We start from the raw sequence: 25,283 nt of genomic DNA on the forward strand, positions 1-25,283 counted from the left end.
AGTTTGTGAAAAGAAAGCTTGTACGACAAAATGAATCAGGCTTTACGTTGATTGAAATGATGATCGTGCTGCTTGTTATTTCCGTCTTGTTATTCATTGCTATTCCAAATGTAGCTAAACAGAGCAAGAACATTAACAATAAAGGCTGCACGGCGTTTAAACATATGGTGCAGGGACAAGTCCAGGCTTACCGGATTGATTTAAAGAAATATCCGGCCTCAATTGCTGAAATGGTACAGGATGGCTATTTAAGAAACGATGAAACCGCTTGTCCGAACGGAGAACAGTTAAAAATTGGCGAAGATGGGGAAGTGTCGGTTGTTCAATAAAATGAAAAAAGCTATCAAGGAAGAACAGGGCTTTACAATGATTGAAACAATGGTTGTTCTTGCGGTTGTGCTCGTTGTGCTTTCGATCACTGTACTTTCATTTTCAAGGGGAGCAGCTGAGTTTGAAAAACGGCAATTCTTGAACCAGCTGCGGGCAGATCTTTTTCTCGCCCAGTCTCACGCCATAGCCAAACAGGAAACCGTCGAAGTAAGGTTTGCTTACGGGGGGAACCGTTATACGGTCCGCACACTTGCTTCGTCTTCTTCCTTTCTTGTCCAGCGGAATATACCCGATGCGATTCAATATATGGATGGTTCACTGGCGAAGCTGTCTTTTTTGCCCAATGGCAATACGAATAGTTTCGGCACTGTCTACTTTAAATATGGAGATCGGTACCTGTTCCTGGTTTTTCAAATTGGTAAGGGGAGATTTTATGTTAAAGAACAATGAAAAAGGTTTTACTCTGGCAGAGAGTCTGCTGTCTTTAATGATTATGGCAATGATAGCTGCTTTTATCTTGCCGCTGATGGTCCAAATGACCGGCCAGTCCAAAACGCTGTGGGAGCGCGAAAAAGGAATGAGGCTTTTATATGAAGAAAGCGGAAAGCGGCTGCAGGAAAGAGCAGATTTTTATGTTGCTTACGAAGGAGAGAGACAAAGCTATGAAATTTCCTGGGAAACAATCAGCGGCTCCGCCTGCTTTGAAGTGTCAGGGCGGGCGACATGCATCCGCAAACAATAAAGGATTCACGATGGTGGAATCGTTGCTTGTCCTCATGATCTTCATCAGCATTGCCGCGCTTTTTCCGCTGGTGTATGGAGCGCTTTATCGGACAGAAGAACAACTTGATCCGGAAAGAAGAGCAGAGTGGGAATTATTTATTTTACAGCTCAGGAAAGAAATGCACCTGTCGCACTCTCTGCAAATAACAGAAGAAAGGATTACCTTTGTCCAAGGGGCTGACCTCGTTTCCATTGAAAAATATCAAGAAGGAGTGAGGAGAAGAGTAGGGGGAAGGGGACATGAAATTATTTTACAGGAAGTGGTATCTATCCGTTTTTATTCATGCGGTTCGTTATTATGTGCAGAAGCGGCTTTTGAAAACGGCGAAAAGGAAGAGGCGCAGCTGCATTTATACCGGGGAGAGGCTATATGAAAGGCTTCGCTTCAAATGAAGATGGGGCAGTGCTGCCCTTTACGCTTCTGCTTTTTATGGTCGTGTGCACAGCAGCCTTATTTGGGACCGGCATTTTTGTGAGCAAGCAGCAAACCGCTTTGCTGTTAACAGATTATTATGAAACGAAAGTGATCGAGTTAATGGCTCTGCAAGAAATTCTTCCTCTTTTAGAAGGTGGAGAGGCTGTCTCGGGCAGTTATCGGACAGATCGGGGAGAGGTTATTTATGCGGCTGCCCCGAATGAGGGGGAAGAAGCGGTTGTGATTCATTTAAAGACCAATAAGCCGGAAACTTTCTTCACAACGAAAGTGGTGTACCATTTGACGGAACGCCAAATTATTAAGTGGATCGAATAAGATGCGTTTAAAGTGAAAGAAAGTTGGAGAAAATGACACCGACTGCAGGAGGCGGTGGGCATGAGCGAGTATATCAAATATTTTATGGAGGCATTTCTTGGTTATTTCGATGAACCGAAGCAGATAAGGAAAGAAAAACGCCGCCAAAGACAGGCGGAGCGCCCTGGCTTTTCTTTCCGGTGGTTCGGGCTGCTTCCTTGGGCGCTGCGCCAGCTCTTTCATAAAAGATGAGGGCTGGCGCCTTTTTTGTTTGCTTTGTGAGTGAATCATCTTTTTTCCCTATCGTTTATTCAAGAATGCAGATAAACAATGCCTCCATTGATAATACTGACATGAATCTTGGGGGCATACTGTTTCTCTAAGGCCGCTTTTTCAATAAAATAAGCTTCTGGTTTTTCCTCTTCTTCATAAAAATAATCAAGCAGCAAAAGATCCTCTTCCCATTCTTTTCGAGCTCTTACCGCCCAGTCATGGTTTTCTTGTTCGAGCCGGGATATTAAAAAACGCTGAAGCCGTTTCACACCGCTTTTAGGCTTAATTAAAGGGGTGATCGTAAACGAAAAATCAGGGATTTTTGATACGAGCAGCTTCCGGTTGAGCACATTCATAAATTCTTCCTGAATCGCTCCGTGAATTAAGCTGAGGCCCAGTGAATAGAAGATATCTTTTTTATGGTTCGCTTCATAAGACACCTTTATGTTGACGAGCAGCCAAGGATGAAGCGGCTGGCGGCTGCCTGATTTCCTTTGTTCGTAAAGCCGGATAAATCCCGTATGCCCTTTGGCCGATTGAAAGATTTGATGCAGCCGGGGAGTGCCGAAATGAATGCTTTCTCCTTCAATCTCTCCAGGAGCTTTGATCGGATCTGTTATAAGTGTTAAGGAAAGCGGCTCGCCTTTCATGCCGGTTTTTTCTGCATAATGCCAGTAAAAGGGCCTGTTCATCAGCTCTTTATCAATTTCGGGTGTCAGCTTAACGCTAAGAGAGCCTTCTGTAGATTCTAAAAAGGTGCATTCTGCCGCTTTGAAATAATTTTCAAGAAATAGATGAATTTCGTTTTTCATGCGATGTATCCTCCTCTTCTTGCCATTCATTTGCTAGTTCCATGACTGCTTCAAGGTTCTTCATTTTTACTCGAAGCTCGCCTTCGGTTCTTGAATGCTGGAAAATATCTGTAAGGTGTTCTTGCATGTTTGGAATATCCATTCTCTCTAAAATGGCATCCAGCTGGCCGACAGCCTGTTCAAATAAATGGATTTTTTCATAAAGAAGCTGTAAAATCCGATCTTCAATCGTGTCTGCAATGCTGAAATTATAAATTCGCACGTCTTTTGTTTGTCCAAATCGGTGAACACGGCCGATTCGCTGCTCAAGGCGCATAGGGTTCCATGGAAGATCAAAGTTAATGACGTGATGGCAAAATTGCAAGTTGAGTCCTTCACCGCCCGCTTCCGTGGCAATTAAAACTTGGGCATGCTTTTCAAAAAGCTGTTTCATCCAATCTTTTTTCCCGCGCTTAAATCCGCCGCGAAACGGAACGGAAGAGATGCCGTTTTGTTTAAGAAACCATTGCAGATAAAGCTGTGTAGCCCGGTATTCAGTGAAGATAATCACTTTATCGTTAATCGTTTGAATAAGTTCCAGCGCCTTCTCTGCTTTTGAATTGCGCGAGATCGCTTGTATATGCGTTAAAACGTCTTGAAAGCTCTGAGGAAACTCCAACTGGCTGCCATATAGTTTTTGGGCCATGTTTTTCAGTGTGAAAAAAACAGCTTCTTTGCTGCTGCACGCTTCCCGCTGCAGCGTGAGCAAGGAGAAAGAAGAACGCACCTCGTCGGGCTGGCTGCGAACAAAGGATTCGAGAGCCTGATAGAGCGAGCGCTCTTCCTCAGTGAACGCTACTTTTACTGACTCTACTTTTCTTTCTGTCCACTTCACTCCGGTATCCTGGCGGCGATTGCGAATCATGACTTTATTCATCAGCTTGATTAAATGATGGTGGTTTTGCACTTGGCGGTCCCCTTTTTTGAAGCGCTCCGTGAACTGTCCTTCGTTTCCGAGGTGGCCGGGTTTTAGCAATGAAACAAGATGAAACATTTCATCCAAGCGATTCTGAATCGGAGTCGCGGTTAAAAGCAGGCAGAATTTCTTTTTTAAATGGCGAACGAACTGATAGTTTTTAGTTTTATGATTTTTTAATTTATGAGCTTCATCGATGATGACTAAATCATATTCTTGTTCGTAAATTTTTTCTTTATGCGGGCTGCGTTTTGCTGTATCGATCGAAGAAATCACAATGTCGTGCTGATCCCAAGCATAAAACTTTTTCTGGGCGACAGCGGGAATATAAAACTTGGTAGCCAGTTCGCTCGCCCATTGAGAAACGAGAGAAGCAGGGGTTAAGATTAAAACTTTTTTGACAAGGCCCCGGATCAAGTATTCTTTTAATACCAGTCCGGCTTCAATTGTTTTTCCAAGACCAACCTCGTCGGCCAAAATTGCTTTTCCATTCATTTCTTCTACGACTCTCTTGGCTGCCTCAAGCTGATGCGGCAGAGGATTAAGCTCCGGCAAAAAGCCAGGAGCTAACAATCCTTCGAAATTCGGCACCATCATTCGTGTTTCCATATTTACAGTCGATTGAAAAAGCGGCCAATTTCCCCAAGGTCCGTCCTGTTCAATTCTTTTCTCTAATTCTTCTTCCCAGGCGTGATCAAAATAAATATCTACATTCATGTGAAAAACTCCTTTATAAAATAGGTTGCCGAAACCATGACTTTAATGGTAGGATGTAAGTGAACAAAATATTGTGTCTTTTTGTAAAAAAACGAACATTATTGATTTTTGCTAATCATATGTTCATAGTATGCCCATTTATCAATTAAATATAGCGAATGAAGGTAAGGGGAGAGACTGTATATACAGCGCCGAAGGAGCAAGCAAATTTTTGTGAATCTCTCAGGCAAAAGAACTCTTGCTGGACGCGGCTCTGGAGAGTGTTTCCCGAGGAAACCACCAAAGAAGACAGCCTGTTCGTCAGGTTAAACTTTCAGGTTCAAGGACAGAGAACAACTTGTATAAGCTGTTCTCTGTCTTTTTTTATGGAAAAATAACGAATTGAACCATCAGAATGACAAGGAAAGGGGCAAGAAAATGGGAGAATTAAAGCGTACGCCGCTATTTGAGCTGTATCAGCTGCATGGAGCAAAAACGATTGATTTTGGCGGCTGGGAGCTGCCTGTTCAGTTTTCGAGCATTAAGGAAGAACATGAGGCGGTTCGTACAAGAGCAGGCTTGTTTGATGTTTCACACATGGGAGAGATCGTCGTGAAAGGAAAGGAATCGCTGTCTTTCTTGCAAAAAGTGATGACAAATGATTTGTCAAAGCTGCAGCCCAATCAGGCAATCTATACGATTATGTGTAATGAAAAAGGCGGCTCGGTGGATGACTTGCTTGTTTATATGCTGGCTGAGCAAGATTATTTGCTCGTTGTCAATGCCGCTAATACAGATAAAGACTTTGCTTGGCTAAAGGAGCATCAAACAGAGAACGTCCATATTGAAAATGTATCAACAGACTGGGCGCAGCTTGCCATTCAAGGACCGGCAGCAGAAGAGATTTTGCAAAAGCTGGTTGAAGATGTGAATTTATCTGAGATCAAGCCGTTCAAATTCCGTCAGCATGTGCAGATGAACGGTGCAGCTGCCCTTGTGTCACGTACCGGCTACACGGGGGAGGATGGTTTTGAAATTTATAGCCGGAGTGAAGAGGCTCCTAAGCTATGGAAAGACCTTTTAGAAGCAGGCAAGGAAGAAGGGCTCCTTCCTTGCGGCCTTGGCGCACGGGATACGTTGCGCTTTGAAGCGAATCTGGCATTATATGGACAGGAATTGGCGGAAGATATTTCCCCTATTGAAGCTGGCTTAGGATTTGCTGTGAAGCTGAACAAAGGTGAGTTTATCGGCTCGGAAGTGCTAAAGGAGCAGAAAGAACATGGCCCGCAGCGGAAGCTCATTGGCCTGGAGATGATCGACCGCGGCATTCCGCGCCATGGCTATCCTGTTTTTTCAGGTGAAGAACTAGTGGGACATATTACAACAGGTACACAATCGCCAACATTAAAGAAAAACATTGGCCTTGCTTTGGTGAAGGCTGAATGGGCTGTGCCGGATCAGGAACTGTCCGTAGAGATTCGCGGCAAAAAGCTTGTAGCTAAAACTGTAAAGCCGCCATTTTATAAACGCTCAAAATAAGAGAAGAGGGAAGGGAATAGTATGAAGCATCGTTACTTGCCGATGACAGAGACGGATAAAAAGGAAATGCTTGCAGCAGTAGGTGTCCAGAGCATCGATGAATTATTCGCGGACATTCCGGAGAAAGTGCGCTTTCAAGGGTTATATGATATTAAGGAAGCTAAAGCTGAACCGGCGCTGAAAAAAGAATTGAGCGCTATGGCCGCGAAAAATATGAATGCTAAGCAATACGCCTCTTTTTTGGGAGCAGGTGTGTATGACCATTACACCCCATCCATTGTGGATCATGTTATTTCCCGCTCGGAATTTTATACGGCGTATACGCCGTACCAGCCGGAAATCTCCCAAGGGGAGCTGCAGGCTATCTTTGAATTCCAAACAATGATTTGTGAATTGACAGGCATGGATGTCGCCAATTCTTCGATGTATGACGGAGGCACGGCATTAGCAGAGGCGGCCATGCTAAGCGCGGGGCAGACAAAAAGAAAAAAAGTGCTCGTCTCAGAAACCGTTCATCCCGAGTCGCGTGACGTGTTGTGTATGTATGCGAAGGGGCAAAACATTGAAGTCGTGGTCGTTCCTCATAAAGAAGGCGTAACAGACATCAGCCAATTAAACGAATTGGTCGATGATGATACAGCAGCGGTCATTGTTCAATATCCGAACTTTTTTGGAGCGGTTGAATCACTGGCCGAAGTTGAAAAAGCAGCTCACGGGAAAAAAGCGATGTTTGTCGTTTCTTCCAATCCGCTGGCGCTTGGTGTGTTGACACCTCCAGGAAGGTTTGGAGCAGACATCGTTGTCGGCGATGCTCAGCCATTCGGTATTCCAGCCCAGTTTGGCGGCCCGCACTGCGGCTATTTTGCAGTAACGAAAAAACTGATGCGCAAAGTGCCGGGACGGCTCGTTGGCCAGACGCACGATGATGAAGGGCAGCGCGGCTTTGTACTGACATTGCAGGCGCGCGAGCAGCATATTCGCCGGGATAAAGCAACTTCCAACATTTGTTCTAATCAAGCGCTCAATGCGCTGGCAGCCAGCGTGGCCATGACGGCTTTAGGGAAAAAAGGCGTTCGTGAAATAGCTGTGCAAAATTTGCAAAAAACATCCTTCGCCCGGGAAACACTCAAGCAAAACGGCTTGGACATTGTATTTGACGGACCGGTGTTTAATGAATTTGTTGTCCGCTTAAGCAAGCCGGTAAAAGAAGTAAATAACAAGCTGCTTGAAAAAGGCATCATTGGCGGCTATGATCTTGGTCTTTCTTACAGTGGTCTTGATCATTGTATGCTTGTCGCCGTTACAGAACTGCGCACGAAAGAAGAAATTGAACTTTTTGCAAAAGAATTGGGGGATAGCCATGAATAACAAAGACCAGGCGCTTATTTTTGAACTATCGCAGCCGGGCCGTGTAGGCTACAGCTTGCCCGAACTGGATGTGCCGGAAGCAGATATATCATCTCTTTTGCCGGATGGATATGTGCGGGAGGAGGAGCCGGAACTGCCGGAAGTGTCTGAACTTGATATTATCCGCCATTATACGGCGTTATCCAAAAGAAATCACGGCGTAGATTCTGGGTTTTATCCGCTGGGTTCTTGCACAATGAAATACAATCCGAAAATCAATGAAGACGTAGCCCGCTTTGACGGTTTTGCCCACATTCATCCGCTTCAGCAAGAAGAGACTGTACAAGGCGCGATGGAACTGATGTATGATTTGCAAGAGCATTTGAAGGAGATCACCGGCATGGATGAAGTGACGCTTCAGCCGGCAGCCGGCGCCCATGGAGAATGGACGGGATTGATGATGATCCGTGCCTTCCATGAAGCTAACGGGGATGTAAACCGCACGAAAGTCATTGTTCCTGATTCTGCGCATGGCACAAATCCAGCTTCAGCAACGGTGGCAGGCTTTGAAACAGTAACCGTGAAGTCCGGGGAAGACGGGCTGGTTGATTTAGAGGATTTAAGACGGGTAGCTGATGAAACAACAGCGGCACTCATGCTTACTAATCCAAATACACTCGGCTTATTTGAAGAAAACATTTTAGAGATTGCCGAAATTATTCATGGCGTGGGCGGAAAAGTATACTATGACGGAGCCAATTTAAATGCGGTTATGTCAAAAGCCCGCCCAGGAGATATGGGGTTTGACGTTGTGCATTTAAACCTTCACAAAACCTTTACAGGCCCTCATGGCGGGGGAGGCCCCGGTTCTGGTCCGGTTGGTGTGAAGAAGGATTTGATTCCTTACTTGCCAAAGCCGGTGCTTGTGAAAGAAAAGGGCGTATATCATTTTGAGTATGACCGTCCGCAATCCATCGGGCGTGTGAAGCCGTTTTACGGAAACTTTGGAATTAACGTCCGAGCGTATACCTATATCCGCTCAATGGGACCGGACGGCTTAAAAGCAGTCACCGAATATGCCGTGTTAAATGCCAACTATATGATGCGCAGGCTGGCTCCTTATTTCGACCTGCCGTTTGACCGCCATTGCAAGCATGAGTTTGTGCTGAGCGGCAAGCGCCAAAAGAAGCTCGGCGTCCGGACGCTTGATATTGCTAAGCGCCTGCTTGACTTCGGCTTCCATCCGCCAACCATTTACTTCCCATTAAATGTGGAGGAGTGCATAATGATTGAACCGACAGAAACCGAGTCAAAAGAAACGCTTGATGCGTTCATTGATGTCATGATTCAAATTGCCAAGGAAGCAGAGACTAATCCGGAAATTGTCCAGGAAGCGCCGCACACGACTCTTATTGGCCGCCTTGATGAAACGGCCGCAGCCCGCAAGCCGGTTCTTCGGTACGAGAGAGATTTGCAGAACGCTTAAATATAAAAAAACTGCCTACAGGCAGTTTTTTTTACTTGCTTTTTACTTTTCCGGTCCAGCGTTTAAAGCCGCCTTCTAATTGATAAAGGTCACGATAGCCTTTTTTGTATAGCGTCTGGGCCGCTCTGCCGCTGCGAATGCCGCTTTGGCAATATAAGTAGACAGGCTTGTCCGGGCGGATTTCTTTCATGCGCCCCTTCATTTGTGTCAGCGGAACGTTGCGTGCGCCTAAAATATGGCCGGCTTCGAATTCATTCGGTTCACGGACGTCAATAAGCTGAGCCTTGCGGTATCCTTTAATGAAATCTTCCTGAGAAAGCGTAGTGACCGCTTTTTTCTGGGAAAAGTACATATATAAAGTATACAAAATAATGGCGCCTAAAATAGCAGCTATTGTATAAAGCAATGGATACACCCCTTCCTAGTAAAACATGCGCTGATTTCTATTATAAACGCGGCTGCGGGAAGAATCAAAAGAAATAAACGAACAATCAGGCGGTTGGCCAGGGCTTGCCGTTCGCCTGTCCGAATTCTTCATCAAGATTCGCCCTGTTTCTTTGCCATGTCTATCCCTTGAGAGCTGAACATTTTCCGTCTGGCCGATAAGGCAGGGGACAGACTTTGTCTATAATCTTGAATGATAACTCTTTGTTTTTGTCGCTGCTTTTGATACACTAAGTGGGTGAATTCATCATAAAAAAGGCGGCAATCATCATGAAAAAAGAAACGTGGAAGTTTGTCGACTCCGGCCGTCAAACGGCAGAGTTCAACATGGCGATGGATGAGGCGCTGTTAGAGTGGCACAGTGAAGGCAAAATCCCGCCAGTGATAAGATTTTATGGCTGGGAGCCGGCAGCGCTGTCCATCGGCTATTTTCAAAAAGCAGCTAAAGAGATTGATTTAGATGCGGTCAAACGGCACGGTCTCGGTTTTGTACGCCGTCCTACAGGCGGCAGAGGGGTGCTTCACGAGCATGAACTGACATACAGCGTAATTGTTACAGAAGAGCATCCCAATATGCCTGCAGGTGTGACAGAAGCGTACCGGGTGATATCTGAAGGTATCTTGAAAGGATTCCATCACCTTGGATTAGAAGCCTATTTCGCTGTTCCGCGGACTGAAGAGGAAAAGGATAGTTTAAAAAACCCGCGTTCTTCCGTTTGCTTCGATGCCCCAAGCTGGTATGAACTAGTGGTAGAGGGCCGAAAGGTAGCAGGAAGTGCGCAAACGAGGCAAAAAGGCGTGATTTTGCAGCATGGCTCCATCTTGCTGGATCTTGATGAAGACAAGCTGTTTAGTTTATTTACATATTCAAACGACCGTGTGAAAGAGCGGATGCAGCGGGCATTTAAAAGCAAGGCTGTTGCCGTGAACGACATCAGTCCCCATAAAGTGACTTATGAGAAGGCTGGCGAAGCCTTTAAAAAAGGATTTCAGGAAGGCCTTGGAATAACGCTTGAGCCTTATGAGTTTACTTCAGAAGAAATTGCTTATATCGAGCGGCTTGCTAAGGAAAAATACGCTTCAGATGAATGGAATTTTAAAAGGTGAATCATCAGGCGGAAGAGAAACCGGCCTTTAGGCCTGTTCTCTTTTTTTGCGAAAAAATGAAAAAAGTGGAATAAAAGGACAGCGCGAAAATTTTTCTTGCTTTCGAATATCGCTGTGTTTTCTTATGAAATCCAGCTTTTGATCGGAAAGGAAGCTCTTTTTCACCTTGACAAAAAAATGTTTTTAACTCAATATATAGTAATGTATTCATAAAAACAAACACAATATATTGTGTTTGTTTAGTTTTTACTTCAAAAGTGTGGGTATACCATAATTAAATGCCTATGAAATATTATGCAGAAGAAAAGGAGCTGTGATTATGTCTGTTGCGTCACAAAAGAATATGTCCCTCAACGTTGACAGATTGAACAAAGACATCAGCGTCTTCCCTCAAGTTCATCCTGTTACCCCCGATATGAAGATCACTCATAAAGGGGTTTCACGTCTTGTTATGATCGACCGCTATTCGTTTAAAGACACGGAGAAAGTCACGTTAACAGAAGGCGATTTTGTTGTGTTAACGATTAAAGAGGATCCAAAATTCCCGGCCAGAGGAGTTGGCTTCATTACAAGCATCGACTGGCAGGAAAAAAAAGCAGAGGTGCTTGTTGATGAAGAGTTCCGCGGTGCTTTAGATGACCCGAAGGAACAAGAAACGGGTTTGATTCGCCGTCCGTTGGATGTCATTGAAAAACCTCTTGAAATTTATTACGAGCAAATTGCTAAGCGCAACGCAACAGGTCTTGCTTCTGTAGAAAAAACGGAAGAAAAGCGAAAAGAGTGGTTCGAGAAATTTTATCAAGAGCTTGTGAACTTAAACTTTATTCCAGCGGGACGCGTTCTTTATGGAGCGGGAGCACAAACGGACGTTACATACTTTAATTGTTATGTCATGCCGTTCGTTCCTGATTCACGCGAAGGCATTTCGGAACACCGGAAACAAGTAATGGAAATTATGAGCCGCGGCGGCGGCGTTGGCACGAATGGTTCTACTCTTCGTCCGCGCAACACGCTTGCCAAAGGCGTAAATGGAAAGTCCTCAGGATCGGTTTCCTGGCTTGATGATATTGCCAAGTTAACGCACCTTGTAGAGCAAGGAGGCTCCAGACGCGGAGCACAGATGATTATGCTGGCGGATTGGCATCCAGATATCGTAGAATTTATTATTTCCAAAATGCAAAATCCGCGTATTTTACGTTATTTGCTTGAAAATACACAAGATGAACAAATTAAAAAAGCAGCGAAGGACAAGCTGAACTTCAAGCCGCTCACTGAACGTGAAGAAGCGATGTATCAAGGTGTGGTGAATTATAAAAACATTCCGGGATATGGCGGCTTCAGCGCTGAAATTATTAAGGAAGCAGAAGAGAAATTAAGAACGGGCGGAACATATACAGTTCACAATCCTGAATTCTTAACAGGAGCCAATATTTCTATCTGCTTAACGAAGGAATTTATGGAAGCGGTCGAGAAAGACGCGGAGTACGAGCTGCGATTCCCGTCTGTTGAAACATACAGCAAAGAGGAAATGGCTTACTATAATGAAAACTGGCATAAAGTCGGTGATGTGCGCGAGTGGGAGAAGCAAGGACACGCTGTGCGGACATACCGCAAGATGAAGGCGCGCGAGCTATGGAACTTGATTAATATTTGTGCGACATATTCTGCAGAGCCAGGCATTTTCTTTATTGATAACGCCAATGATATGACGAATGCTAAAGCGTACGGCCAGCAGGTCGTAGCTACGAATCCGTGTGGTAAATAGCTTGCCTCACGTTAAACATTGCGGAATAAAGCGGGAACCCTGAGATGGGAATCCGAACCGAAGGCTGAAGGCAAAGCTTCAGTCAGGGGCAACGCATAGATGGTGAACCTGCCTGGCAGAATATAATCCATCCACGAGGCCGCAACGTTGCATACCTGATAAAGAGGTGGAATTTTTTAATGGTATGCAATGAAAATGTATGCTGAACTTACAGGAAATCAACTGTAAGAACTATCGGATAAAAAGCTGATAGGATAACAAAAGCGAGCATTGGAGCAGCCGCTCGCACCATTTTCTGTTTGTAACTTAGCTGCTGTGAACCTGGCAGAAATGGCAGACAGAGAAACAAAAACAGTGAATTTTGAAAAGCTTAAAGAAACGGTCCGCACCGGGGTACGGATGCAGGACAACGTCATTGATGCGACTCCTTACTTCCTTGAAGAAAATAAGAAGCAGGCCCTTGGTGAACGCCGTGTTGGCCTCGGGGTCATGGGGCTTGCCGATTTATTGATCTACTGTGAAAAAGAATACGGTTCTCCTGAAGGAAATGAACTCGTAGATCAAGTCTTTGAAACAATTGCTACGACGGCTTACAAAGCGTCTGTAGAGCTGGCAAAGGAAAAAGGCAGCTTCCCGTTCCTTGAAGGAGAAACAGAAGAGGAAACGAATCGTTTGCGCCGAGCATTTATCGAAACAGGCTACATGAAGAAAATGCCGGAAGATGTTCGTGAAGCGATTCTTGAAACAGGCATCCGTAACTCCCATCTTCTTACAGTAGCGCCGACAGGCTCTACAGGAACGATGGTGGGCGTGTCGACGGGCTTAGAGCCTTACTTCTCCTTTACGTATTACCGGAGCGGACGCTTAGGTAAATTTATCGAAGTGAAGGCGGATATTGTAAAAGAATACTTAGACCGCCATCCAGACGCAGATCCGAATCATCTGCCGGAGTGGTTTGTGACTGCTATGAGCCTGTCTCCAGAAGCCCACGCTGATGTTCAATGTGTCATCCAGCGCTGGATTGACAGCTCTATCTCCAAAACAGTCAACGCGCCGCGCGGCTATACAGTAGAACAGGTAGAAAAAGTGTACGAGCGCCTGTATAAAGGCGGTGCAAAAGGCGGAACGGTCTATGTGGACGGCAGCCGTGATTCGCAGGTATTAACATTAAAAGCAGAAGAAAACAGCTTTGACGAGCAAGAAGAAACAAAAGCGAAGGAGCATGAAAACCATGTCGTGCTCGTTGATACCATTCAAGAAATCCGCTCGACTAACGTGACGATCGGCAGCGAAGTCGGGAATACATGCCCGGTTTGCCGTAAAGGAACCGTGGAAGAAATGGGCGGATGCAACACATGCACAAACTGCGGCGCTCAGCTGAAATGCGGTTTGTAAAAGCCATAAAACAGCTCCTGAACAAGGGGCTGTTTTTTTGTTGCTACCTGTCTGGGCACTTGCAAGAAATTTCTTCTAGTCCAAGCTTTTGCCGCTTACATATATATAAAGAAAGCAGAAGAGAGGCGGAAGCATGCACATTGATGGAATATTTTCCGGCGGCGGCATTAAAGGGTTTGCTCTTATCGGCGCTTATGAGGCCATTGAGAGCAGAGGCTTGAGATTTGTGAGGCTGGCGGGAACGAGTGCTGGCGCTATTATGGCCGCTTTGATTGCAGCCGGTTATACGAGTACAGAATTGAAGAGCATCATAAAGGGAGTAGACGGAAAGGAATTGCTCGATGATACACTGTTCGATCTGCCTTTTGTGCGTTGGCTGAAGGTGTATTTTTCACTGGGGTTATATAAAGGAAAAAAGCTGGAGCAGTGGATTGACGGCTTGCTTATGAAGAAAGGCATTCGTTCCTTCGGCGACCTGGCTCCGGGAGCTTTGCGGGTTGTGACATCGGATATTACCAATGGGCGGATATTGACACTGCCGGATGACCTGCCTGCCTACCGGATTAATCCGCAGACATTTTCGATTGCTCGCGCAGTGCGGATGAGCTGCACGCTCCCGTACTTCTTTCAGCCTGTCAAGCTGCCTGGACCACACGGCAAGGCACTTATTTTAGATGGAGGGATGCTAAGCAATTTTCCGCTCTGGCTATTTGATGAAGAAAAAAAGAAAAAACGGCCAGCGCTTGGCATTAAATTAAGCACCAAAACAATGAGAATGCCGCGCCAGATTCATAACGGCGCCGACTTATTCGGCGCCATGTTCCATACGATGAAAGACGCCCATGATGCCAGGTATATTTCCAAAAGGCATGCAAACAATATCGTATTTATTCCTGTAGAAGGAACATCAGCTACTGACTTTGGGCTGTCAGACGAAAAAAAAGACGCCCTCATTCAAATAGGGCGCGGGTATACAGAGGCCTTTTTAAAAAGGTGGTGCTACTGACAACCGGGTGTCATGAGGACGCCCGGTTGTTCTTTTTGCCTTTTTTTCCGTCGATAACCGTCAAATGATTGGTTTTTTTTCTTCGAAACGGTTTTTTCTTTTTCGGAGAAGCAACCGAAGAAGAGACGGGATTTCGCCGCTTTTGTTTTTGCAGCCGTTTCTTTGATTCCTTCGCTGCTTTGGCAAATGCTTTGTCCTCAGTGCCACCGCCAAGGCGTTTTCTGATAACTAGGCGGTAGATGAAATAAATAACGGCAGCCGTAACCGCAAGAATAATAAGCTGTTTTGCTAAAGCTCCAGGTGAGTAAAGCAGCATGGAAATTAAGCCAATGGCCGCGAGCCCCACGAGTGTATAGGCAATGACTGACCGGATTGTCAAAAAAGCCACCTCCTAGCGAACTGTTAAATAAGCTGTTATTTACATATTAGACAATTTCCTCTGTGCTTAATCCTTTTTTGGCGCTCTCTTCCATTGTAAGCAGCTTCTCAAAAGAAGCAATCGCCACTTCCACTTGATCATCCTCTGGTTCTTTCGTTGTCAGCAGCTGAAGCCACAAACCCGGGTAGCCGAGGTAGCGGAGCACAGGGATATCCCGGAGTTTATTCGTCAACTGCAGCACTTCAAATGAGATGCCGAGAACAACGGGAATCAGAGCGATCCGATTTAATATTCTTACATAAAGCGGATCAGTGGGGACGAGCATGTAGACAAAAACACCGACAATTACTGTAAATAAAATAAAACTGGAGCCGCAGCGGTAGTGAAGACGCGAAGCCGACTGCACGTTTGCCACTGTTAGCGGGAGCCCGCTTTCAAATGCGTTGATCACCTTATGCTCCGCTCCGTGATATTGGAACACTCGTTTGATGAGTGGAGTTAAAGAAATTAAGTAGATATAGGCAAGCAAGAGAACAAGCTTGAAAAATCCTTCCATCAAGATCTGGGCAAAGTCACCCGTGAAAATCGGACGTGTCAGCTCTGCCAGAAGGACTGGAACCAGTGTGAATATAAACTTTCCAAATAGGAAAGACAGAATGCCAACAGCGGCGACACTGAGGATCATCGACCATTTAGACGGCTCTGCCGCCGCATGGAGTTGTTCGTCTTCCTTAGGATCTACGTCATAACGCTCCTGAGCAAAATTTAAATGCTTGGAGCCGGTCGCTGCTGCATCCAAGATTGCAAAAATCCCGCGAAGAAAAGGAATTTTTTTAAATTTTTGCAGAACAGGCTTCGGTGTTCTTGGCAAATGGAAGAATTCAATCGAACGGTCTTTTCGGCGAATAGCCGTTACTGTATGATGCTTCCCTCCAAACATGACGCCTTCTACCAGCGCTTGCCCGCCGTAAACCGGCTTTTGTTCACTCATCTTATACCCTCTTTCATTATTAACAGATGTGAAAATGTAAAAAGCTTCTATATACATATTCTATCCGTTATTAAGCAAAAATAAAAGCTGAATCACTTAGTAATCTTTTTTTGTGCCGTTTAACTTATTTTTGGAGGTGTACCATGGAAAACAAGCAAGGAGAAGAGCAGAAAGCGCGGTTTCCTTTAAGCTATGCGTTGGTCATTGGATTGTTCGGGGGAATTATATGGGGCGGATTAGCACAGCTGGCTGCTTACTTTCATTTTATGACGATTGATCTGAATGCGGTCGTTAAATATGTGAATATCCCAAAAATCCAGAGCGGCATGTGGAGAGTGATCGCGGGCATGCTCTTTCACACGGGTGTATCGCTGATCCTTGCCGCCATATATTATTTCTTGTTGAAAAAAAGCAAAACAATCTGGGCGGGCGTGCTTTTCGGCGTGTTTCTTTGGATTTTTGTATTTATGATGATTCACCCGCTGTTAGCCAGCATCCCTTCTTGGCAAAAGCTGAATGGCAATACGTTATCCACTACGCTTTGTCTGCTTGTTCTGTACGGTTTATTTATCGGCTATTCGATCTCCTACGGATATGAACAGCATCTTTTGAAAGAAAAGAGGCTGAGTGCTTGGAAAAAGACAAACGCCTAAGTAGTTTTTGTAATTTTAAATATGTTAAAATATTCATGTAACTAAATTTGTGGAGCGGAGAAATTACATGAAGAACATTCTCTTATTAAACGGGCCGAATTTAAATCGGCTGGGGAAGCGGGAGCCTGAGATTTACGGAAGGGAAACCTTGCAGGATCTTGAAAAACGAATTATTGCTAAAGGAGAAGAATGGGGCGCATCTGTCAGGGCCTTTCAATCCAATCACGAAGGGGAATTAATTGACAGGATTCATCTGGCTGCTGATGAAAAAATGGATGGCATTATCTTCAACCCGGGAGCCTTTACACATTACAGCTATGCGCTTAGGGATGCGGTTGCTTCTGTTCCGGTGCCGGTTATTGAAGTGCATATCAGCAATATTCATAGCCGTGAACCATTCCGGGAGCATTCGGTCATTGCGCCTGTAGCTGCCGGGCAAATTGCTGGGCTTGGGGTTATCGGTTATGAATTGGCTCTGCAGGCAATTATACATATTCAAGGGAAGGGAGAAACAAATGATTAAAATAGAGAAGCTGCGTGCGCAGATGAAAAAAGACGGAATTGACGGCATGCTCGTAATGAGCCCTTATAATCGCCGCTACTTAACAAACTTTACAGGTTCGGCAGGTGCGGTCCTTATTTCCGAAGAAAAAGCGACTTTTATTACAGATTTCCGCTATGTAGAGCAGGCGGGGAAACAGGCGGAAGGATTTGAGGTTGTCCAGCACCAGGGAACGCTGTATGAAGAAGCGGCATTGCAAGCCCAAAAGCAGGGGATCAAGCGGCTTGGATTTGAAAAAGCTTATACAACATTCCAATCCTATGAAACGCTTAAAGGGCTTTTTAAAGAAGAATTAGTTCCTGTGAGCGAAATGATTGAAAAATTGCGCTTGATTAAGGATAATTCAGAGATTAAGATATTAAAGGAAGCAGCCGATATCGCCGATGCAGCCTTTAAGCACATCATTGAATTTATTCAGCCTGGCATGACAGAGCTGGAGGTTTCAAATGAGCTGGAGTTCTTTATGAGAAAGTGGGGAGCCGCTTCTTCTTCTTTCGATACGATTGTAGCTTCTGGCAAACGCTCAGCTTTGCCTCATGGTGTAGCAAGCAGTAAAGTGATCGAAAAAGGCGATATGGTGACATTGGATTACGGAGCTTATTACAAAGGGTACGTCTCTGATATTACCCGTACCATTGCTGTCGGAGAACCAACTGAGCAAATGAAGGAAATTTACCAAATTGTCCTCGACGCTCAAGAAAAAGGGATGGAGCAAATTAAAGGCGGCTTGACTGGGAAAGAAGCAGATGCCATTACCCGGGATTATATTGCGGAAAAAGGATACGGGGAATATTTTGGCCATTCAACGGGCCATGGCATCGGGCTGGAAGTTCATGAAGGGCCGGCGCTTTCTTTTCGCTCTGACACGGTTCTTGAGCCTGGGATGGTCGTTACGGTTGAGCCGGGCATTTATCTGCCGGGCGTTGGCGGCGTACGCATTGAAGATGACACATTGATCACAGAAACAGGCAATGAAACGCTCACGCATTCCACAAAAGATTTACTCATTCTTTAAGGAAACAGGAGGAAATACAACATGATTTCAGTAAATGATTTTCGTACAGGTTTAACAATTGAGGTAGACGGCGGACTTTGGCGCGTAGTCGATTTCCAACATGTTAAGCCTGGAAAGGGAGCGGCGTTCGTTCGTTCTAAGTTGCGCAACCTGCGCAATGGCAACATTCAAGAAAAAACATTCCGCGCAGGGGAGAAAGTAGGAAAAGCCCAAATTGACCACCGCAGAATGCAATACTTGTATGCAAACGGCGATCAGCATGTCTTCATGGACAACGAGTCTTATGAGCAAATCGAATTGCCTGCTTCCCAAATTGAACACGAACTGAAATTCTTAAAAGAAAACATGGAAGTTTCCATTATGATGTACCAAACAGAAACACTCGGAGTCGATCTTCCGAACACAGTAGAATTAAAAGTGATTGAGACAGAGCCTGGCATTAAAGGCGACACGGCTTCAGGCGGAACAAAGCCGGCAACAGTTGAAACGGGTTTAACTGTTCAGGTGCCGTTCTTCGTGAATGAAGGCGATGTTCTGATCATTAACACAGATGACGGAAGCTATATTTCCCGCGCTTAAGAAAGCTAAAGCTGTTCCTTTTCAGGAGCGGCTTTTTTATTTTGCTTGTAGAGGGGACTGTTGATTTCCATTTCAGTCGCTTCGCTTTCCGCGCCTTCCATTTCAATTAACAGAGCTGACAAAGGTAGGGTAGCCGTATAACGAAGATTGTTTGAAAATAGATAGATCAAACGCTTGAGCGTGTATTCGCAGAAGCAAAAGAAAAGCATGGCATACGTTGAACGATGTGAAGGGAACTTAAAAATTGCCGAGGCAGGCGACGCTTGCTTTTGCTGCCATTAATCTGAAGAAAATGGCCAATTAGGCTTGGCAGGGTCCGAAAATGAATTGAATCATCGACTAGCAGAGATCTATCTTTCTCTCGAATGACTTGAAAACCATCTAAAAATGAAAAGTGGTTCGGAATGAGATCATTCCAAACTACTTTTGCCGACAAATTGAATGGCCGGAGTGATCCGGCCATTTTTTCTTTTGATCTTTATGAGTCGGCATATCTTTCAATTCAATACATACATTGAATAAAAAGGAGGAGAAAAAGGAGGAAGCGTTCATGGAAACGATATATGCTTATTTGCCGCAAACGTTAAAGGAGACCATCTATGCCATGCCATCCGATCTGAAAAGTAAAATTGAAGAAATCAGGGTGCGCGTTGGCAAACCGCTTGAGGTGATTGCCGGCCGCCCTTTTCACTTGCCGCATGTCGTTACTTTTGAAGAGGGACAAGCGCTTGTCAATAAATTAAGTCAGCATTCATTTTATGCGTTGGATGAAGAGTTAAGGTGCGGATATTTAACCATCGAGGGAGGACACCGTGTTGGCTTGGCGGGCAAAGTCATTCTTGAAGAAGGGAAAGTAAAAGCGCTGCGTTACCTCTCTTCTTTCAATTTAAGGATTGCCAGGGAAAAGCCGGGTGTGTCCCATCCGCTGATCCCCTGGCTTTTTGATGAGAAGTGGAAGAATACATTGATTATCGGGGCTCCTCAAACAGGAAAAACGACTTTGCTGAGGGATTTAGCCAAAACAGCAGCCACAGGGATGGAGAAATATAATATTCCCCCGGTCAAAGTCGGCATTGTGGATGAACGGTCAGAAATTGCCGGCTGTGTTAAAGGAATTCCGCAGCTTGATGTCGGTTTGCGGACGGATATCTTAGATGCTTGTCCAAAAGCAGAAGGGATGATGATGATGATCCGCTCCATGAGCCCGGACATATTAATCGCAGATGAAATTGGGAGGGCAGAAGATGGACAGGCCGTCGCCGAAGCCATCAATTCCGGCATTGCCTTAATGGCTACGGCCCACGGTTCAAATTATGCCGAAGTGATTCGCCGTCCTATTGTGCAAGCGATGATAGAGAGCGGAGCGTTTGAACGGTTTATTGAACTTTCCGCGGAAAAAGGCGAGAGGTCTTTGAAGGTTCTCGATCAATCCGGACATGAACTTGCGGCTCCGGAAAGGGCAGCCCAATGAAATGGCTGGGGGCGCTGCTTATATTATTTGCTTCGGTTTGGCTGGGGGCGGAACAATCAAAGAAACTAAGTGACAGGCCAAAGCAAATCCGTTTCATTCGATCGGCGCTGCAAACACTGGAAGCAGAAATTGTATATGGCCTTACCCCTTTGCATGAGTCGGCCAGAAAGTTGTCTGAACGGCTGCCGCCGCCTGTCAGTGAACTGTTTGCTCTCTTCAGCGAATTGCTGACGTCGACTGAGTTGGATGCCAGTGAGGCGTGGAAGCGGAGTTTAGCAAAGGTCTGGCCCCGAACTGCGCTCATGGAAAGTGAGCGGGCCATTTTATTGGAGTTTGGAGAAACGGTTGGCAAGCATGATCGCCTGACAGAGCAAAAGCAAATTTTAGTCACGTTAAAGCATCTGGAACGGCAAGAGGAAGAAGCGTGTGAAAAGCAAAAAAAATATGGAAAAATGATGAGAAGTTTGAGCTTAATGGGCGGTCTGTTAATCGTGCTTCTGCTGTTTTAGCAGGAAGGAGGAAGAAAGTGGGCATTGAGGTGGAAATGATTTTTAAAATTGCCGGTGTCGGTTTAGTCGTGGCATTCCTCCATACGATTTTAGAACAGGTAGGGAAGAAAGAGTATGCCCAGTGGGTGACGCTGCTCGGTTTCGTCTATATTTTGTTTCTGATTGTTTCTATCGTAGAGGAATTGTTTGACAAGATCAGGGAAGTATTTTTATTTCAATGACGGGAGAGGAAAACCATTGAGATTATCCAAATAGCTGCGATTGTTCTTGTGACAGTTTTTTTGGCTCTTCTCTTGCAGGAACAACAGCCTGTTTTTGCTTTCTTGCTCGTAATGTTTGTCGGGAGCGGGTTGTTTTTATTTTTGGCGGACAGAATTGCTGAGATTATTCTCATGATTAAAAAACTGGCGGCACGGGCGGATATAGAGTTTGCCTATGTGGAGACCGTTTTGAAAATCATTGGTATTTCTTACATTGCCGAATTTGCTGCTCAAATTACAAAAGATGCCGGACAAGAGGCGCTGGCCGCCAAAATGGAATTGGCGGGCAAGGTCATTATTTTATCAATGGCAGTGCCTATTTTGACCATCTTAATAGAAACCATTTTAACGATGCTTCCTGGAAAGTGAGGGGCCTGTCTATGATCTTCCAGTATAGAAACCCGGATAGAGAGAGGCAGCCGAAAGAAGGCGGTGAGCGAGATGAGGTTCTGCCAAAAAATCGCTTTGCTATCTCTGCTTCTCCTATCCTTTATCTTTCATTCGGCGCAAGCGGAATCTAAAGAAGAAAGCCCGGATATTGGAGTGATAGCTGAGGAACAGCTCGGACAGCTTGGAGTCAATGATCTGTCCGTCTATTGGGATCAGCTGTTAAAAACATACGGGCAGTATTTGCCGGAAACACAGCAACAGCCACTGACCGATCTTTTTAAAGGAGGACAAGCATTTTCGATCAGCGCCTGGTCAAAAGGGCTGCTGAGCTTTGTTTTTCATGAATTGTACGCCAACGGGAAATTGCTTGGCACCCTCATCTTATTAACGGTTTTTTCTGTTTTCTTGCAAATTCTTCAAAATGCCTTTGAACAGGGGACTGTGGGCAAAACGGCTTACAGCGTCGTTTTGATTGTTCTGCTCATTCTGGCGTTGAATAGCTTTCGGCTGGCTATGGAATATGCGGGGGATGCCGTCGATCAAATGATCCAGTTTCTGCTGGCACTGATGCCCATTTTGCTGGCGCTGCTAGCTTCGACGGGAGGAGCCGTTTCCGCAACGGTTTTTCATCCGTTTCTGCTGTTTCTGATGAATGTTAGCGGTCTTGTTATTCAAAAAGTGGTGCTGCCGCTCTTGTTTTTTTCTACTTTGCTTAGCGTAGTCAGCTTGTTTTCCGAGCACTATAAAGCAACGAAACTGGCAGATTTGCTCCGCCATTGGAGTGTCGGCCTTTTAAGTGTATTTATGGCGGCCTATTTAGCGATTGTATCTATCCAAGGCTCTGCTGCCGCAGTTGCAGACGGACTCGCGATTCGAACAGCCAAATTTTTTGCCGGCAACTTTATCCCTGTTGTCGGGAAGATGTTTACCGAAGCGGCTGATACAGTCATGAGTGCCTCTTTGCTGTTAAAGAATACGATTGGAATTGCCGGCGCCGGGATCTTGCTATTGATTGTTGCCTTTCCGGCTTTAAAGATCTTTGCCCTTGTTCTTGTTTATAAAGTAGCTGGCGCAGTCCTGCAGCCGCTTGGTGACGAAACGATGACAGAGTGCTTAGAGATCATCGGAAAAAATATGACGTACGTATTTGCGGCATTAGTCATTGTTTCCTTTATGTTTTTGTTATCGATCGTTATTCTTGTTGCCGCTAGCAATGTAACGATGATGATTCGCTGAGGAAAGGAACGAAGCCTATGGCTTTTTTAACGGATTGGCTTGAGAACGTGATTGCTTTTCTTTTGTTAGCGGCTGTGATGGATTTGCTCATGCCGTCCAACCGTTTTCAGCAGTATGCAAAAGTTGTGATTGGTCTGCTTTTGCTATTTGTTATGCTGCAGCCTTTATGGAAAATTCTTTCTGTGAATATAGAAGAAGAGTTGTCAAATTGGACAGAGCGCACCATAACCAACCAGCAGGCCGCAACAGCCGTGGACAGCAAAAAAAGCGGCTTGGAGTCCGCCAAGCAAGTCTTTATTTTAGAGCAGAGCGAGCAGCAGTTGAAGTCACTTGCAGAAAACGAGCTAAAACAGAGGTTTCATAAACAAATTATGGATATCAATCTTCAGGTGAAGGAATGGAAAGATTCCATGCCTGAGCATATTGAGCATATTGATGTGTACGTGGCTTCGCTTTCAGCTGGCGGGGAGGAGTCTTATGTCCAGGAGGTTCGCATTGATTCTTCTGAAAAACCAGAGTCTAACCGGAAGGAAGAGAGAAATTTAGCTGCTTTTCTCTCAAAAAAGTGGAATATTCCAATAGAGCAATTGAATATTCATATGGTAGAGGAGGGGGACAGCCTTGAGTGATCGTAAAGGCCGCTTTGATTGGTTGCAATCCTTAATTCCATCTAAAAAAAGCGGAGAGGAGAAAACAGCAAATAAAGCAAAATGGATGGCCATTGCCGCCATTATCGGCATCAGTTTCATGCTTCTAAGTGATTTGAAGGATAGGGAAGAAATAAAAGCTGTCCTCCCGCAAGACTCTTCTGAGGAGGGAAATGAACAAACGGCACCGGAAAAAGAGGATTTTGAGGCAGCTTATGAAAGAGAGCTTACCGCTGCTTTAGAACAAATGGCCGGCGTCAGTAATGTAACAGTTGTAGTGACCATTGAAGCATCTGAGAGGAAAATTTTCGAAAAAAATACAGCCGTGAAAACACAAGAAACGAAAGAGCAGGATAAGAAAGGCGGGGAACGCACAATTACTGATCAGACAAGGGACGAGGACCTAGTAATGGTAAAGAAAGACGGCGGGGAAGCTCCAGTCATTCAGGAAATGAAAAAACCAGATATCCGCGGTGTGCTCATTGTCGCCGAGGGAGCGGAAAATATTCAAGTGAAAAAGTGGATCATTGAAGCTGTCACAAGGGTGTTAAATGTACCGAGCCACCGCGTGGCAGTCATGCCGAAAAAACCAAAGGAGGACATGTAAATGTTATTAAAAAAGCAAACAGTCTGGCTGCTGACAATGTTGAGTTTAGTTGTTGTTCTATCTGTCTATTATATTACCTCCCCCGAACAATTGTCTCCGGAAACGGCTGCCCCTGTTGAAGAAGGAGAACTAAAGACTGAAATGGCGGAAGAACAAGCGGGCGGCAGCAAGGCAACAATGGAAGAAGCAAAGAGCGCAGCCGGCGATAAACAAGCAGAAATTATTACGGAGTCTGCCGGTGATGAAGCATTTGATATGCTTCGTTTAGAAGTACAGGATGACCGGAATAAAATGAAAGAAGAATTAACGGCGAAGGTGGCATCAGCTGACCTTTCTGCCGAGGACAAAAATACAGCTTATGAGGAAATGGAAAAGCTGACGGAATTGGCGACAAAAGAAAACGTGCTTGAAACGCTGATTAAGTCTAAAGGATATTCAGATGCCCTTGTGCGGGCGGATGGAGAGAATATTCGCATCACTGTAAAATCCAACGAGCATTCAGCAGCAGCAGCGAATGAAATTATTCGGATGGCGAAGGACGAGCTTGGCAAGCAGCAGCCGATCGCTGTTGAATTCCAGCCGGTTAAATAGCTGAAAAGGCACCCTGCCGGAACAGGTGATCACCTGCTCCGGCAGGGGTTTTTTATGAAAGCGCGATTTATTATTTCATCTTTATAAAAAAAGGGATAAAATGAACAATACAAGCTTCAATTAACTTTTCAGTTGAAGTCTTACTAGATATTATCGTAAGATATTAGTATCTAGTCATAATCTTTCAAGGGGTGTCCATTTAATGAAAGTACAGGAAATTAGAAAACTTATTAAGCTTGTTGACCAATCGTCCATTGAAGAGTTTGTATTCGAAACTGAAGGAAGTAAAATAGAAATGAAGAAAAATACAGGTGTGACTTATTCTCCTGCGCCGCAAGCAGTACCGGCACAAGAGCCTGTCCAAGCAGCAGCACCTGCTCCTGTCCAGGCAGCACCGGCAGTTCCAGCAGCGGAACCGGCTGTTCAAGAAACAGCAGCACCGGAAGCGCCGCAACAAGCTGCTTCCAATGAGAATTTACATAAGATTACTTCTCCGATGGTTGGAACGTTCTATCAATCCCCTTCTCCGGACGCAGATGTGTATGTCAAAGCAGGATCAAAAGTTTCAGCGGATACAGTCGTATGCATCGTAGAAGCAATGAAGCTTTTCAACGAAATTGAAGCGGAAGTAGAAGGAGAAATTGTAGAGGTTCTTGTAAAGGACGGGCAGTTAGTCGAATACGGCCAACCGTTATTTTTAGTGAAACCTCAATAAGGGAGAGAGC

The 25,283-nt window shown here is 45.1% G+C and carries 29 protein-coding genes, 2 pseudogenes and 2 riboswitches; of the genes and pseudogenes, 26 read left to right on the forward strand and 5 right to left on the reverse strand.

What is annotated here, in order from left to right; genetic code table 11:
* Nucleotides 1–5 precede the first annotated feature (5 nt).
* Genes comGC through BBA02S_RS20075 form a run of 6 tightly spaced genes read left to right on the forward strand, consistent with a single transcriptional unit; the run spans nt 6 to nt 2,095 of the window.
* A complete protein-coding gene (gene comGC / locus BBA02S_RS00435) occupies nt 6–329 on the forward strand; it encodes a competence type IV pilus major pilin ComGC (protein ID WP_041097219.1) in 324 nt (107 codons plus the stop codon).
* A 1-nt stretch (nt 330) separates the two neighbouring features.
* Entirely contained in the window at nt 331–780 is a 450-nt protein-coding gene (gene comGD / locus BBA02S_RS00440) for a competence type IV pilus minor pilin ComGD (protein WP_169799344.1), read from the forward strand.
* Nucleotides 764–1,072 carry a type II secretion system protein gene (locus tag BBA02S_RS20920; protein WP_041097214.1) on the forward strand — a complete coding sequence of 103 codons (309 nt, stop codon included), beginning with the start codon at nt 764–766 and terminating at the stop codon, nt 1,070–1,072. Before comGD ends, BBA02S_RS20920 begins: the two co-directional genes overlap by 17 nt.
* Before the next feature lie 10 nt (nt 1,073–1,082).
* Complete coding sequence (gene comGF, locus BBA02S_RS00450) at nt 1,083–1,487, forward strand: competence type IV pilus minor pilin ComGF (RefSeq protein ID WP_041097212.1); 405 nt, start codon at nt 1,083–1,085, stop codon at nt 1,485–1,487.
* Nucleotides 1,484–1,864, forward strand: a complete 381-nt coding sequence (locus BBA02S_RS00455) for a hypothetical protein (protein WP_041097210.1) — start codon at nt 1,484–1,486, stop codon at nt 1,862–1,864. The genes comGF and BBA02S_RS00455 overlap by 4 nt, the downstream gene beginning before the upstream one ends.
* 60 nt (nt 1,865–1,924) lie before the next feature.
* Nucleotides 1,925–2,095 carry a YqzE family protein gene (locus BBA02S_RS20075; RefSeq protein ID WP_082028129.1) on the forward strand — a complete coding sequence of 57 codons (171 nt, stop codon included), beginning with the start codon at nt 1,925–1,927 and terminating at the stop codon, nt 2,093–2,095.
* Nucleotides 2,096–2,154: 59 nt separating this feature from the next.
* Here the strand turns inward: BBA02S_RS20075 and BBA02S_RS00460 are convergent, their stop codons facing one another.
* Together BBA02S_RS00460 and BBA02S_RS00465 are read right to left on the reverse strand one after the other, a co-directional pair.
* A complete protein-coding gene (locus tag BBA02S_RS00460) occupies nt 2,155–2,928 on the reverse strand; it encodes a YqhG family protein (RefSeq protein WP_041097208.1) in 774 nt (257 codons plus the stop codon).
* Nucleotides 2,900–4,600 carry a DEAD/DEAH box helicase gene (locus BBA02S_RS00465; RefSeq protein WP_041097206.1) on the reverse strand — a complete coding sequence of 567 codons (1,701 nt, stop codon included), beginning with the start codon at nt 4,598–4,600 and terminating at the stop codon, nt 2,900–2,902. The genes BBA02S_RS00460 and BBA02S_RS00465 overlap by 29 nt, the downstream gene beginning before the upstream one ends.
* 158 nt (nt 4,601–4,758) lie before the next feature.
* Nucleotides 4,759–4,848: riboswitch (glycine riboswitch) on the forward strand.
* A 3-nt stretch (nt 4,849–4,851) separates the two neighbouring features.
* Nucleotides 4,852–4,931, forward strand: a riboswitch (glycine riboswitch).
* 86 nt (nt 4,932–5,017) lie between these two features.
* Here BBA02S_RS00465 and gcvT point away from each other — a divergent pair.
* The 3 genes from gcvT to gcvPB are packed head-to-tail and all read left to right on the forward strand — an operon-like array spanning nt 5,018 to nt 8,951.
* The gene (gene gcvT / locus BBA02S_RS00470; RefSeq protein WP_041113288.1) at nt 5,018–6,118 is read left to right on the forward strand and encodes a glycine cleavage system aminomethyltransferase GcvT; all 1,101 of its coding nucleotides are present in this window, start codon (nt 5,018–5,020) and stop codon (nt 6,116–6,118) included.
* Nucleotides 6,119–6,139: 21 nt separating this feature from the next.
* Nucleotides 6,140–7,486 carry an aminomethyl-transferring glycine dehydrogenase subunit GcvPA gene (gcvPA, locus tag BBA02S_RS00475; RefSeq protein ID WP_041113289.1) on the forward strand — a complete coding sequence of 449 codons (1,347 nt, stop codon included), beginning with the start codon at nt 6,140–6,142 and terminating at the stop codon, nt 7,484–7,486.
* Nucleotides 7,479–8,951 carry an aminomethyl-transferring glycine dehydrogenase subunit GcvPB gene (gene gcvPB, locus BBA02S_RS00480; RefSeq protein WP_041097199.1) on the forward strand — a complete coding sequence of 491 codons (1,473 nt, stop codon included), beginning with the start codon at nt 7,479–7,481 and terminating at the stop codon, nt 8,949–8,951. The genes gcvPA and gcvPB overlap by 8 nt, the downstream gene beginning before the upstream one ends.
* Nucleotides 8,952–8,982: 31 nt before the next feature.
* Here gcvPB and BBA02S_RS00485 read toward each other — a convergent pair whose 3' ends face one another.
* Nucleotides 8,983–9,303 (reverse strand): rhodanese-like domain-containing protein, encoded by a 321-nt coding sequence (locus BBA02S_RS00485; protein ID WP_052475158.1) that lies wholly within the window; start codon nt 9,301–9,303, stop codon nt 8,983–8,985.
* Between the two features lie 362 nt (nt 9,304–9,665).
* Between BBA02S_RS00485 and BBA02S_RS00490 the strand changes: the two genes are divergently transcribed.
* The 4 genes and pseudogenes from BBA02S_RS00490 (at nt 9,666) to BBA02S_RS00510 (ending at nt 14,668) form a co-directional block, all read left to right on the forward strand.
* Nucleotides 9,666–10,502, forward strand: coding sequence for a lipoate--protein ligase family protein (locus BBA02S_RS00490; RefSeq protein ID WP_041097194.1), 837 nt, complete (start codon nt 9,666–9,668; stop codon nt 10,500–10,502).
* Nucleotides 10,503–10,821: 319 nt separating this feature from the next.
* A pseudogene (locus BBA02S_RS00500) lies at nt 10,822–12,261 on the forward strand (vitamin B12-dependent ribonucleotide reductase); the annotation flags it as partial.
* A gap of 279 nt (nt 12,262–12,540) precedes the next feature.
* Nucleotides 12,541–13,662, forward strand: a pseudogene (locus BBA02S_RS00505) (ribonucleoside-diphosphate reductase); the annotation flags it as partial.
* A 133-nt stretch (nt 13,663–13,795) separates the two neighbouring features.
* The gene (locus tag BBA02S_RS00510; protein WP_041113291.1) at nt 13,796–14,668 is read left to right on the forward strand and encodes a patatin-like phospholipase family protein; all 873 of its coding nucleotides are present in this window, start codon (nt 13,796–13,798) and stop codon (nt 14,666–14,668) included.
* Between the two features lie 10 nt (nt 14,669–14,678).
* Here the strand turns inward: BBA02S_RS00510 and BBA02S_RS00515 are convergent, their stop codons facing one another.
* Nucleotides 14,679–15,047 carry an SA1362 family protein gene (locus tag BBA02S_RS00515; protein WP_052475125.1) on the reverse strand — a complete coding sequence of 123 codons (369 nt, stop codon included), beginning with the start codon at nt 15,045–15,047 and terminating at the stop codon, nt 14,679–14,681.
* Nucleotides 15,048–15,093: 46 nt separating this feature from the next.
* The gene (locus BBA02S_RS00520; RefSeq protein ID WP_041097188.1) at nt 15,094–16,038 is read right to left on the reverse strand and encodes a DUF1385 domain-containing protein; all 945 of its coding nucleotides are present in this window, start codon (nt 16,036–16,038) and stop codon (nt 15,094–15,096) included.
* A 143-nt stretch (nt 16,039–16,181) separates the two neighbouring features.
* On the opposite strand from BBA02S_RS00520, the gene BBA02S_RS00525 reads away from it, so the two are divergent.
* The 13 genes from BBA02S_RS00525 to accB all read left to right on the forward strand — a co-directional run bounded on the left by BBA02S_RS00525 (nt 16,182) and on the right by accB (nt 25,273).
* Complete coding sequence (locus BBA02S_RS00525; RefSeq protein ID WP_041097186.1) at nt 16,182–16,691, forward strand: YqhR family membrane protein; 510 nt, start codon at nt 16,182–16,184, stop codon at nt 16,689–16,691.
* A gap of 67 nt (nt 16,692–16,758) precedes the next feature.
* Nucleotides 16,759–17,214 carry a type II 3-dehydroquinate dehydratase gene (gene aroQ, locus BBA02S_RS00530; protein WP_041097184.1) on the forward strand — a complete coding sequence of 152 codons (456 nt, stop codon included), beginning with the start codon at nt 16,759–16,761 and terminating at the stop codon, nt 17,212–17,214.
* The gene (locus BBA02S_RS00535; RefSeq protein WP_041097182.1) at nt 17,207–18,268 is read left to right on the forward strand and encodes a M24 family metallopeptidase; all 1,062 of its coding nucleotides are present in this window, start codon (nt 17,207–17,209) and stop codon (nt 18,266–18,268) included. The genes aroQ and BBA02S_RS00535 overlap by 8 nt, the downstream gene beginning before the upstream one ends.
* Before the next feature lie 21 nt (nt 18,269–18,289).
* A complete protein-coding gene (gene efp / locus BBA02S_RS00540; protein ID WP_041097180.1) occupies nt 18,290–18,847 on the forward strand; it encodes an elongation factor P in 558 nt (185 codons plus the stop codon).
* A 550-nt stretch (nt 18,848–19,397) separates the two neighbouring features.
* On the forward strand, nt 19,398–20,318 hold the full coding sequence (gene spoIIIAA / locus BBA02S_RS00545) for a stage III sporulation protein AA (protein ID WP_041097178.1): 921 nt from the start codon (nt 19,398–19,400) through the stop codon (nt 20,316–20,318).
* Nucleotides 20,315–20,827, forward strand: a complete 513-nt coding sequence (spoIIIAB, locus tag BBA02S_RS00550; RefSeq protein ID WP_041097175.1) for a stage III sporulation protein SpoIIIAB — start codon at nt 20,315–20,317, stop codon at nt 20,825–20,827. Before spoIIIAA ends, spoIIIAB begins: the two co-directional genes overlap by 4 nt.
* A gap of 35 nt (nt 20,828–20,862) precedes the next feature.
* Nucleotides 20,863–21,048 carry a stage III sporulation protein AC gene (gene spoIIIAC / locus BBA02S_RS00555; RefSeq protein WP_370511053.1) on the forward strand — a complete coding sequence of 62 codons (186 nt, stop codon included), beginning with the start codon at nt 20,863–20,865 and terminating at the stop codon, nt 21,046–21,048.
* 15 nt (nt 21,049–21,063) lie between these two features.
* Nucleotides 21,064–21,456: a stage III sporulation protein AD gene (gene spoIIIAD / locus BBA02S_RS00560; RefSeq protein WP_255211735.1), complete on the forward strand. Its 393-nt coding sequence runs from the start codon at nt 21,064–21,066 to the stop codon at nt 21,454–21,456.
* 72 nt (nt 21,457–21,528) lie between these two features.
* Nucleotides 21,529–22,713 (forward strand): stage III sporulation protein AE, encoded by a 1,185-nt coding sequence (spoIIIAE, locus tag BBA02S_RS00565; protein WP_041097169.1) that lies wholly within the window; start codon nt 21,529–21,531, stop codon nt 22,711–22,713.
* Between the two features lie 17 nt (nt 22,714–22,730).
* A complete protein-coding gene (gene spoIIIAF, locus BBA02S_RS00570) occupies nt 22,731–23,342 on the forward strand; it encodes a stage III sporulation protein AF (RefSeq protein ID WP_041113292.1) in 612 nt (203 codons plus the stop codon).
* Nucleotides 23,335–23,967: a stage III sporulation protein AG gene (gene spoIIIAG / locus BBA02S_RS00575; protein ID WP_041097165.1), complete on the forward strand. Its 633-nt coding sequence runs from the start codon at nt 23,335–23,337 to the stop codon at nt 23,965–23,967. The genes spoIIIAF and spoIIIAG overlap by 8 nt, the downstream gene beginning before the upstream one ends.
* Nucleotides 23,968–24,558 carry a SpoIIIAH-like family protein gene (locus BBA02S_RS00580; RefSeq protein ID WP_041097163.1) on the forward strand — a complete coding sequence of 197 codons (591 nt, stop codon included), beginning with the start codon at nt 23,968–23,970 and terminating at the stop codon, nt 24,556–24,558.
* Nucleotides 24,559–24,760: 202 nt separating this feature from the next.
* The gene (gene accB / locus BBA02S_RS00585) at nt 24,761–25,273 is read left to right on the forward strand and encodes an acetyl-CoA carboxylase biotin carboxyl carrier protein (protein WP_041113293.1); all 513 of its coding nucleotides are present in this window, start codon (nt 24,761–24,763) and stop codon (nt 25,271–25,273) included.
* Nucleotides 25,274–25,283 lie beyond the last annotated feature (10 nt).

It is taken from the genome of Bacillus badius NBRC 15713, from assembly GCF_001591605.1.
In the GTDB taxonomy this organism is placed as follows: Bacteria; Bacillota; Bacilli; order Bacillales; family Domibacillaceae; genus Pseudobacillus; species Pseudobacillus badius.

Excerpts from the sequence above, each read along its gene's own strand:
- BBA02S_RS20920 (WP_041097214.1), top strand. The coding sequence starts at position 764 with ATGTTAAAGAACAATGAAAAAGGTTTTACTCTGGCAGAGAGTCTGCTG.
- BBA02S_RS00455 (WP_041097210.1), top strand. The coding sequence starts at position 1,484 with ATGAAAGGCTTCGCTTCAAATGAAGATGGGGCAGTGCTGCCCTTTACG.
- BBA02S_RS00525 (WP_041097186.1), top strand. The coding sequence starts at position 16,182 with ATGGAAAACAAGCAAGGAGAAGAGCAGAAAGCGCGGTTTCCTTTAAGC.
- BBA02S_RS00520 (WP_041097188.1), bottom strand. The coding sequence starts at position 16,038 with ATGAGTGAACAAAAGCCGGTTTACGGCGGGCAAGCGCTGGTAGAAGGC.
- BBA02S_RS20075 (WP_082028129.1), top strand. The coding sequence starts at position 1,925 with ATGAGCGAGTATATCAAATATTTTATGGAGGCATTTCTTGGTTATTTC.
- gcvPB (WP_041097199.1), top strand. The coding sequence starts at position 7,479 with ATGAATAACAAAGACCAGGCGCTTATTTTTGAACTATCGCAGCCGGGC.
- gcvPA (WP_041113289.1), top strand. The coding sequence starts at position 6,140 with ATGAAGCATCGTTACTTGCCGATGACAGAGACGGATAAAAAGGAAATG.
- spoIIIAA (WP_041097178.1), top strand. The coding sequence starts at position 19,398 with ATGGAAACGATATATGCTTATTTGCCGCAAACGTTAAAGGAGACCATC.
- accB (WP_041113293.1), top strand. The coding sequence starts at position 24,761 with ATGAAAGTACAGGAAATTAGAAAACTTATTAAGCTTGTTGACCAATCG.
- gcvT (WP_041113288.1), top strand. The coding sequence starts at position 5,018 with ATGGGAGAATTAAAGCGTACGCCGCTATTTGAGCTGTATCAGCTGCAT.
- spoIIIAB (WP_041097175.1), top strand. The coding sequence starts at position 20,315 with ATGAAATGGCTGGGGGCGCTGCTTATATTATTTGCTTCGGTTTGGCTG.
- BBA02S_RS00465 (WP_041097206.1), bottom strand. The coding sequence starts at position 4,600 with ATGAATGTAGATATTTATTTTGATCACGCCTGGGAAGAAGAATTAGAG.
- BBA02S_RS00535 (WP_041097182.1), top strand. The coding sequence starts at position 17,207 with ATGATTAAAATAGAGAAGCTGCGTGCGCAGATGAAAAAAGACGGAATT.
- BBA02S_RS00460 (WP_041097208.1), bottom strand. The coding sequence starts at position 2,928 with ATGAAAAACGAAATTCATCTATTTCTTGAAAATTATTTCAAAGCGGCA.
- aroQ (WP_041097184.1), top strand. The coding sequence starts at position 16,759 with ATGAAGAACATTCTCTTATTAAACGGGCCGAATTTAAATCGGCTGGGG.
- comGF (WP_041097212.1), top strand. The coding sequence starts at position 1,083 with ATGGTGGAATCGTTGCTTGTCCTCATGATCTTCATCAGCATTGCCGCG.
- spoIIIAE (WP_041097169.1), top strand. The coding sequence starts at position 21,529 with ATGAGGTTCTGCCAAAAAATCGCTTTGCTATCTCTGCTTCTCCTATCC.
- BBA02S_RS00580 (WP_041097163.1), top strand. The coding sequence starts at position 23,968 with ATGTTATTAAAAAAGCAAACAGTCTGGCTGCTGACAATGTTGAGTTTA.
- BBA02S_RS00485 (WP_052475158.1), bottom strand. The coding sequence starts at position 9,303 with ATGTACTTTTCCCAGAAAAAAGCGGTCACTACGCTTTCTCAGGAAGAT.
- spoIIIAC (WP_370511053.1), top strand. The coding sequence starts at position 20,863 with ATGATTTTTAAAATTGCCGGTGTCGGTTTAGTCGTGGCATTCCTCCAT.
- BBA02S_RS00510 (WP_041113291.1), top strand. The coding sequence starts at position 13,796 with ATGCACATTGATGGAATATTTTCCGGCGGCGGCATTAAAGGGTTTGCT.
- comGD (WP_169799344.1), top strand. The coding sequence starts at position 331 with ATGAAAAAAGCTATCAAGGAAGAACAGGGCTTTACAATGATTGAAACA.
- efp (WP_041097180.1), top strand. The coding sequence starts at position 18,290 with ATGATTTCAGTAAATGATTTTCGTACAGGTTTAACAATTGAGGTAGAC.
- BBA02S_RS00490 (WP_041097194.1), top strand. The coding sequence starts at position 9,666 with ATGAAAAAAGAAACGTGGAAGTTTGTCGACTCCGGCCGTCAAACGGCA.
- spoIIIAF (WP_041113292.1), top strand. The coding sequence starts at position 22,731 with ATGGCTTTTTTAACGGATTGGCTTGAGAACGTGATTGCTTTTCTTTTG.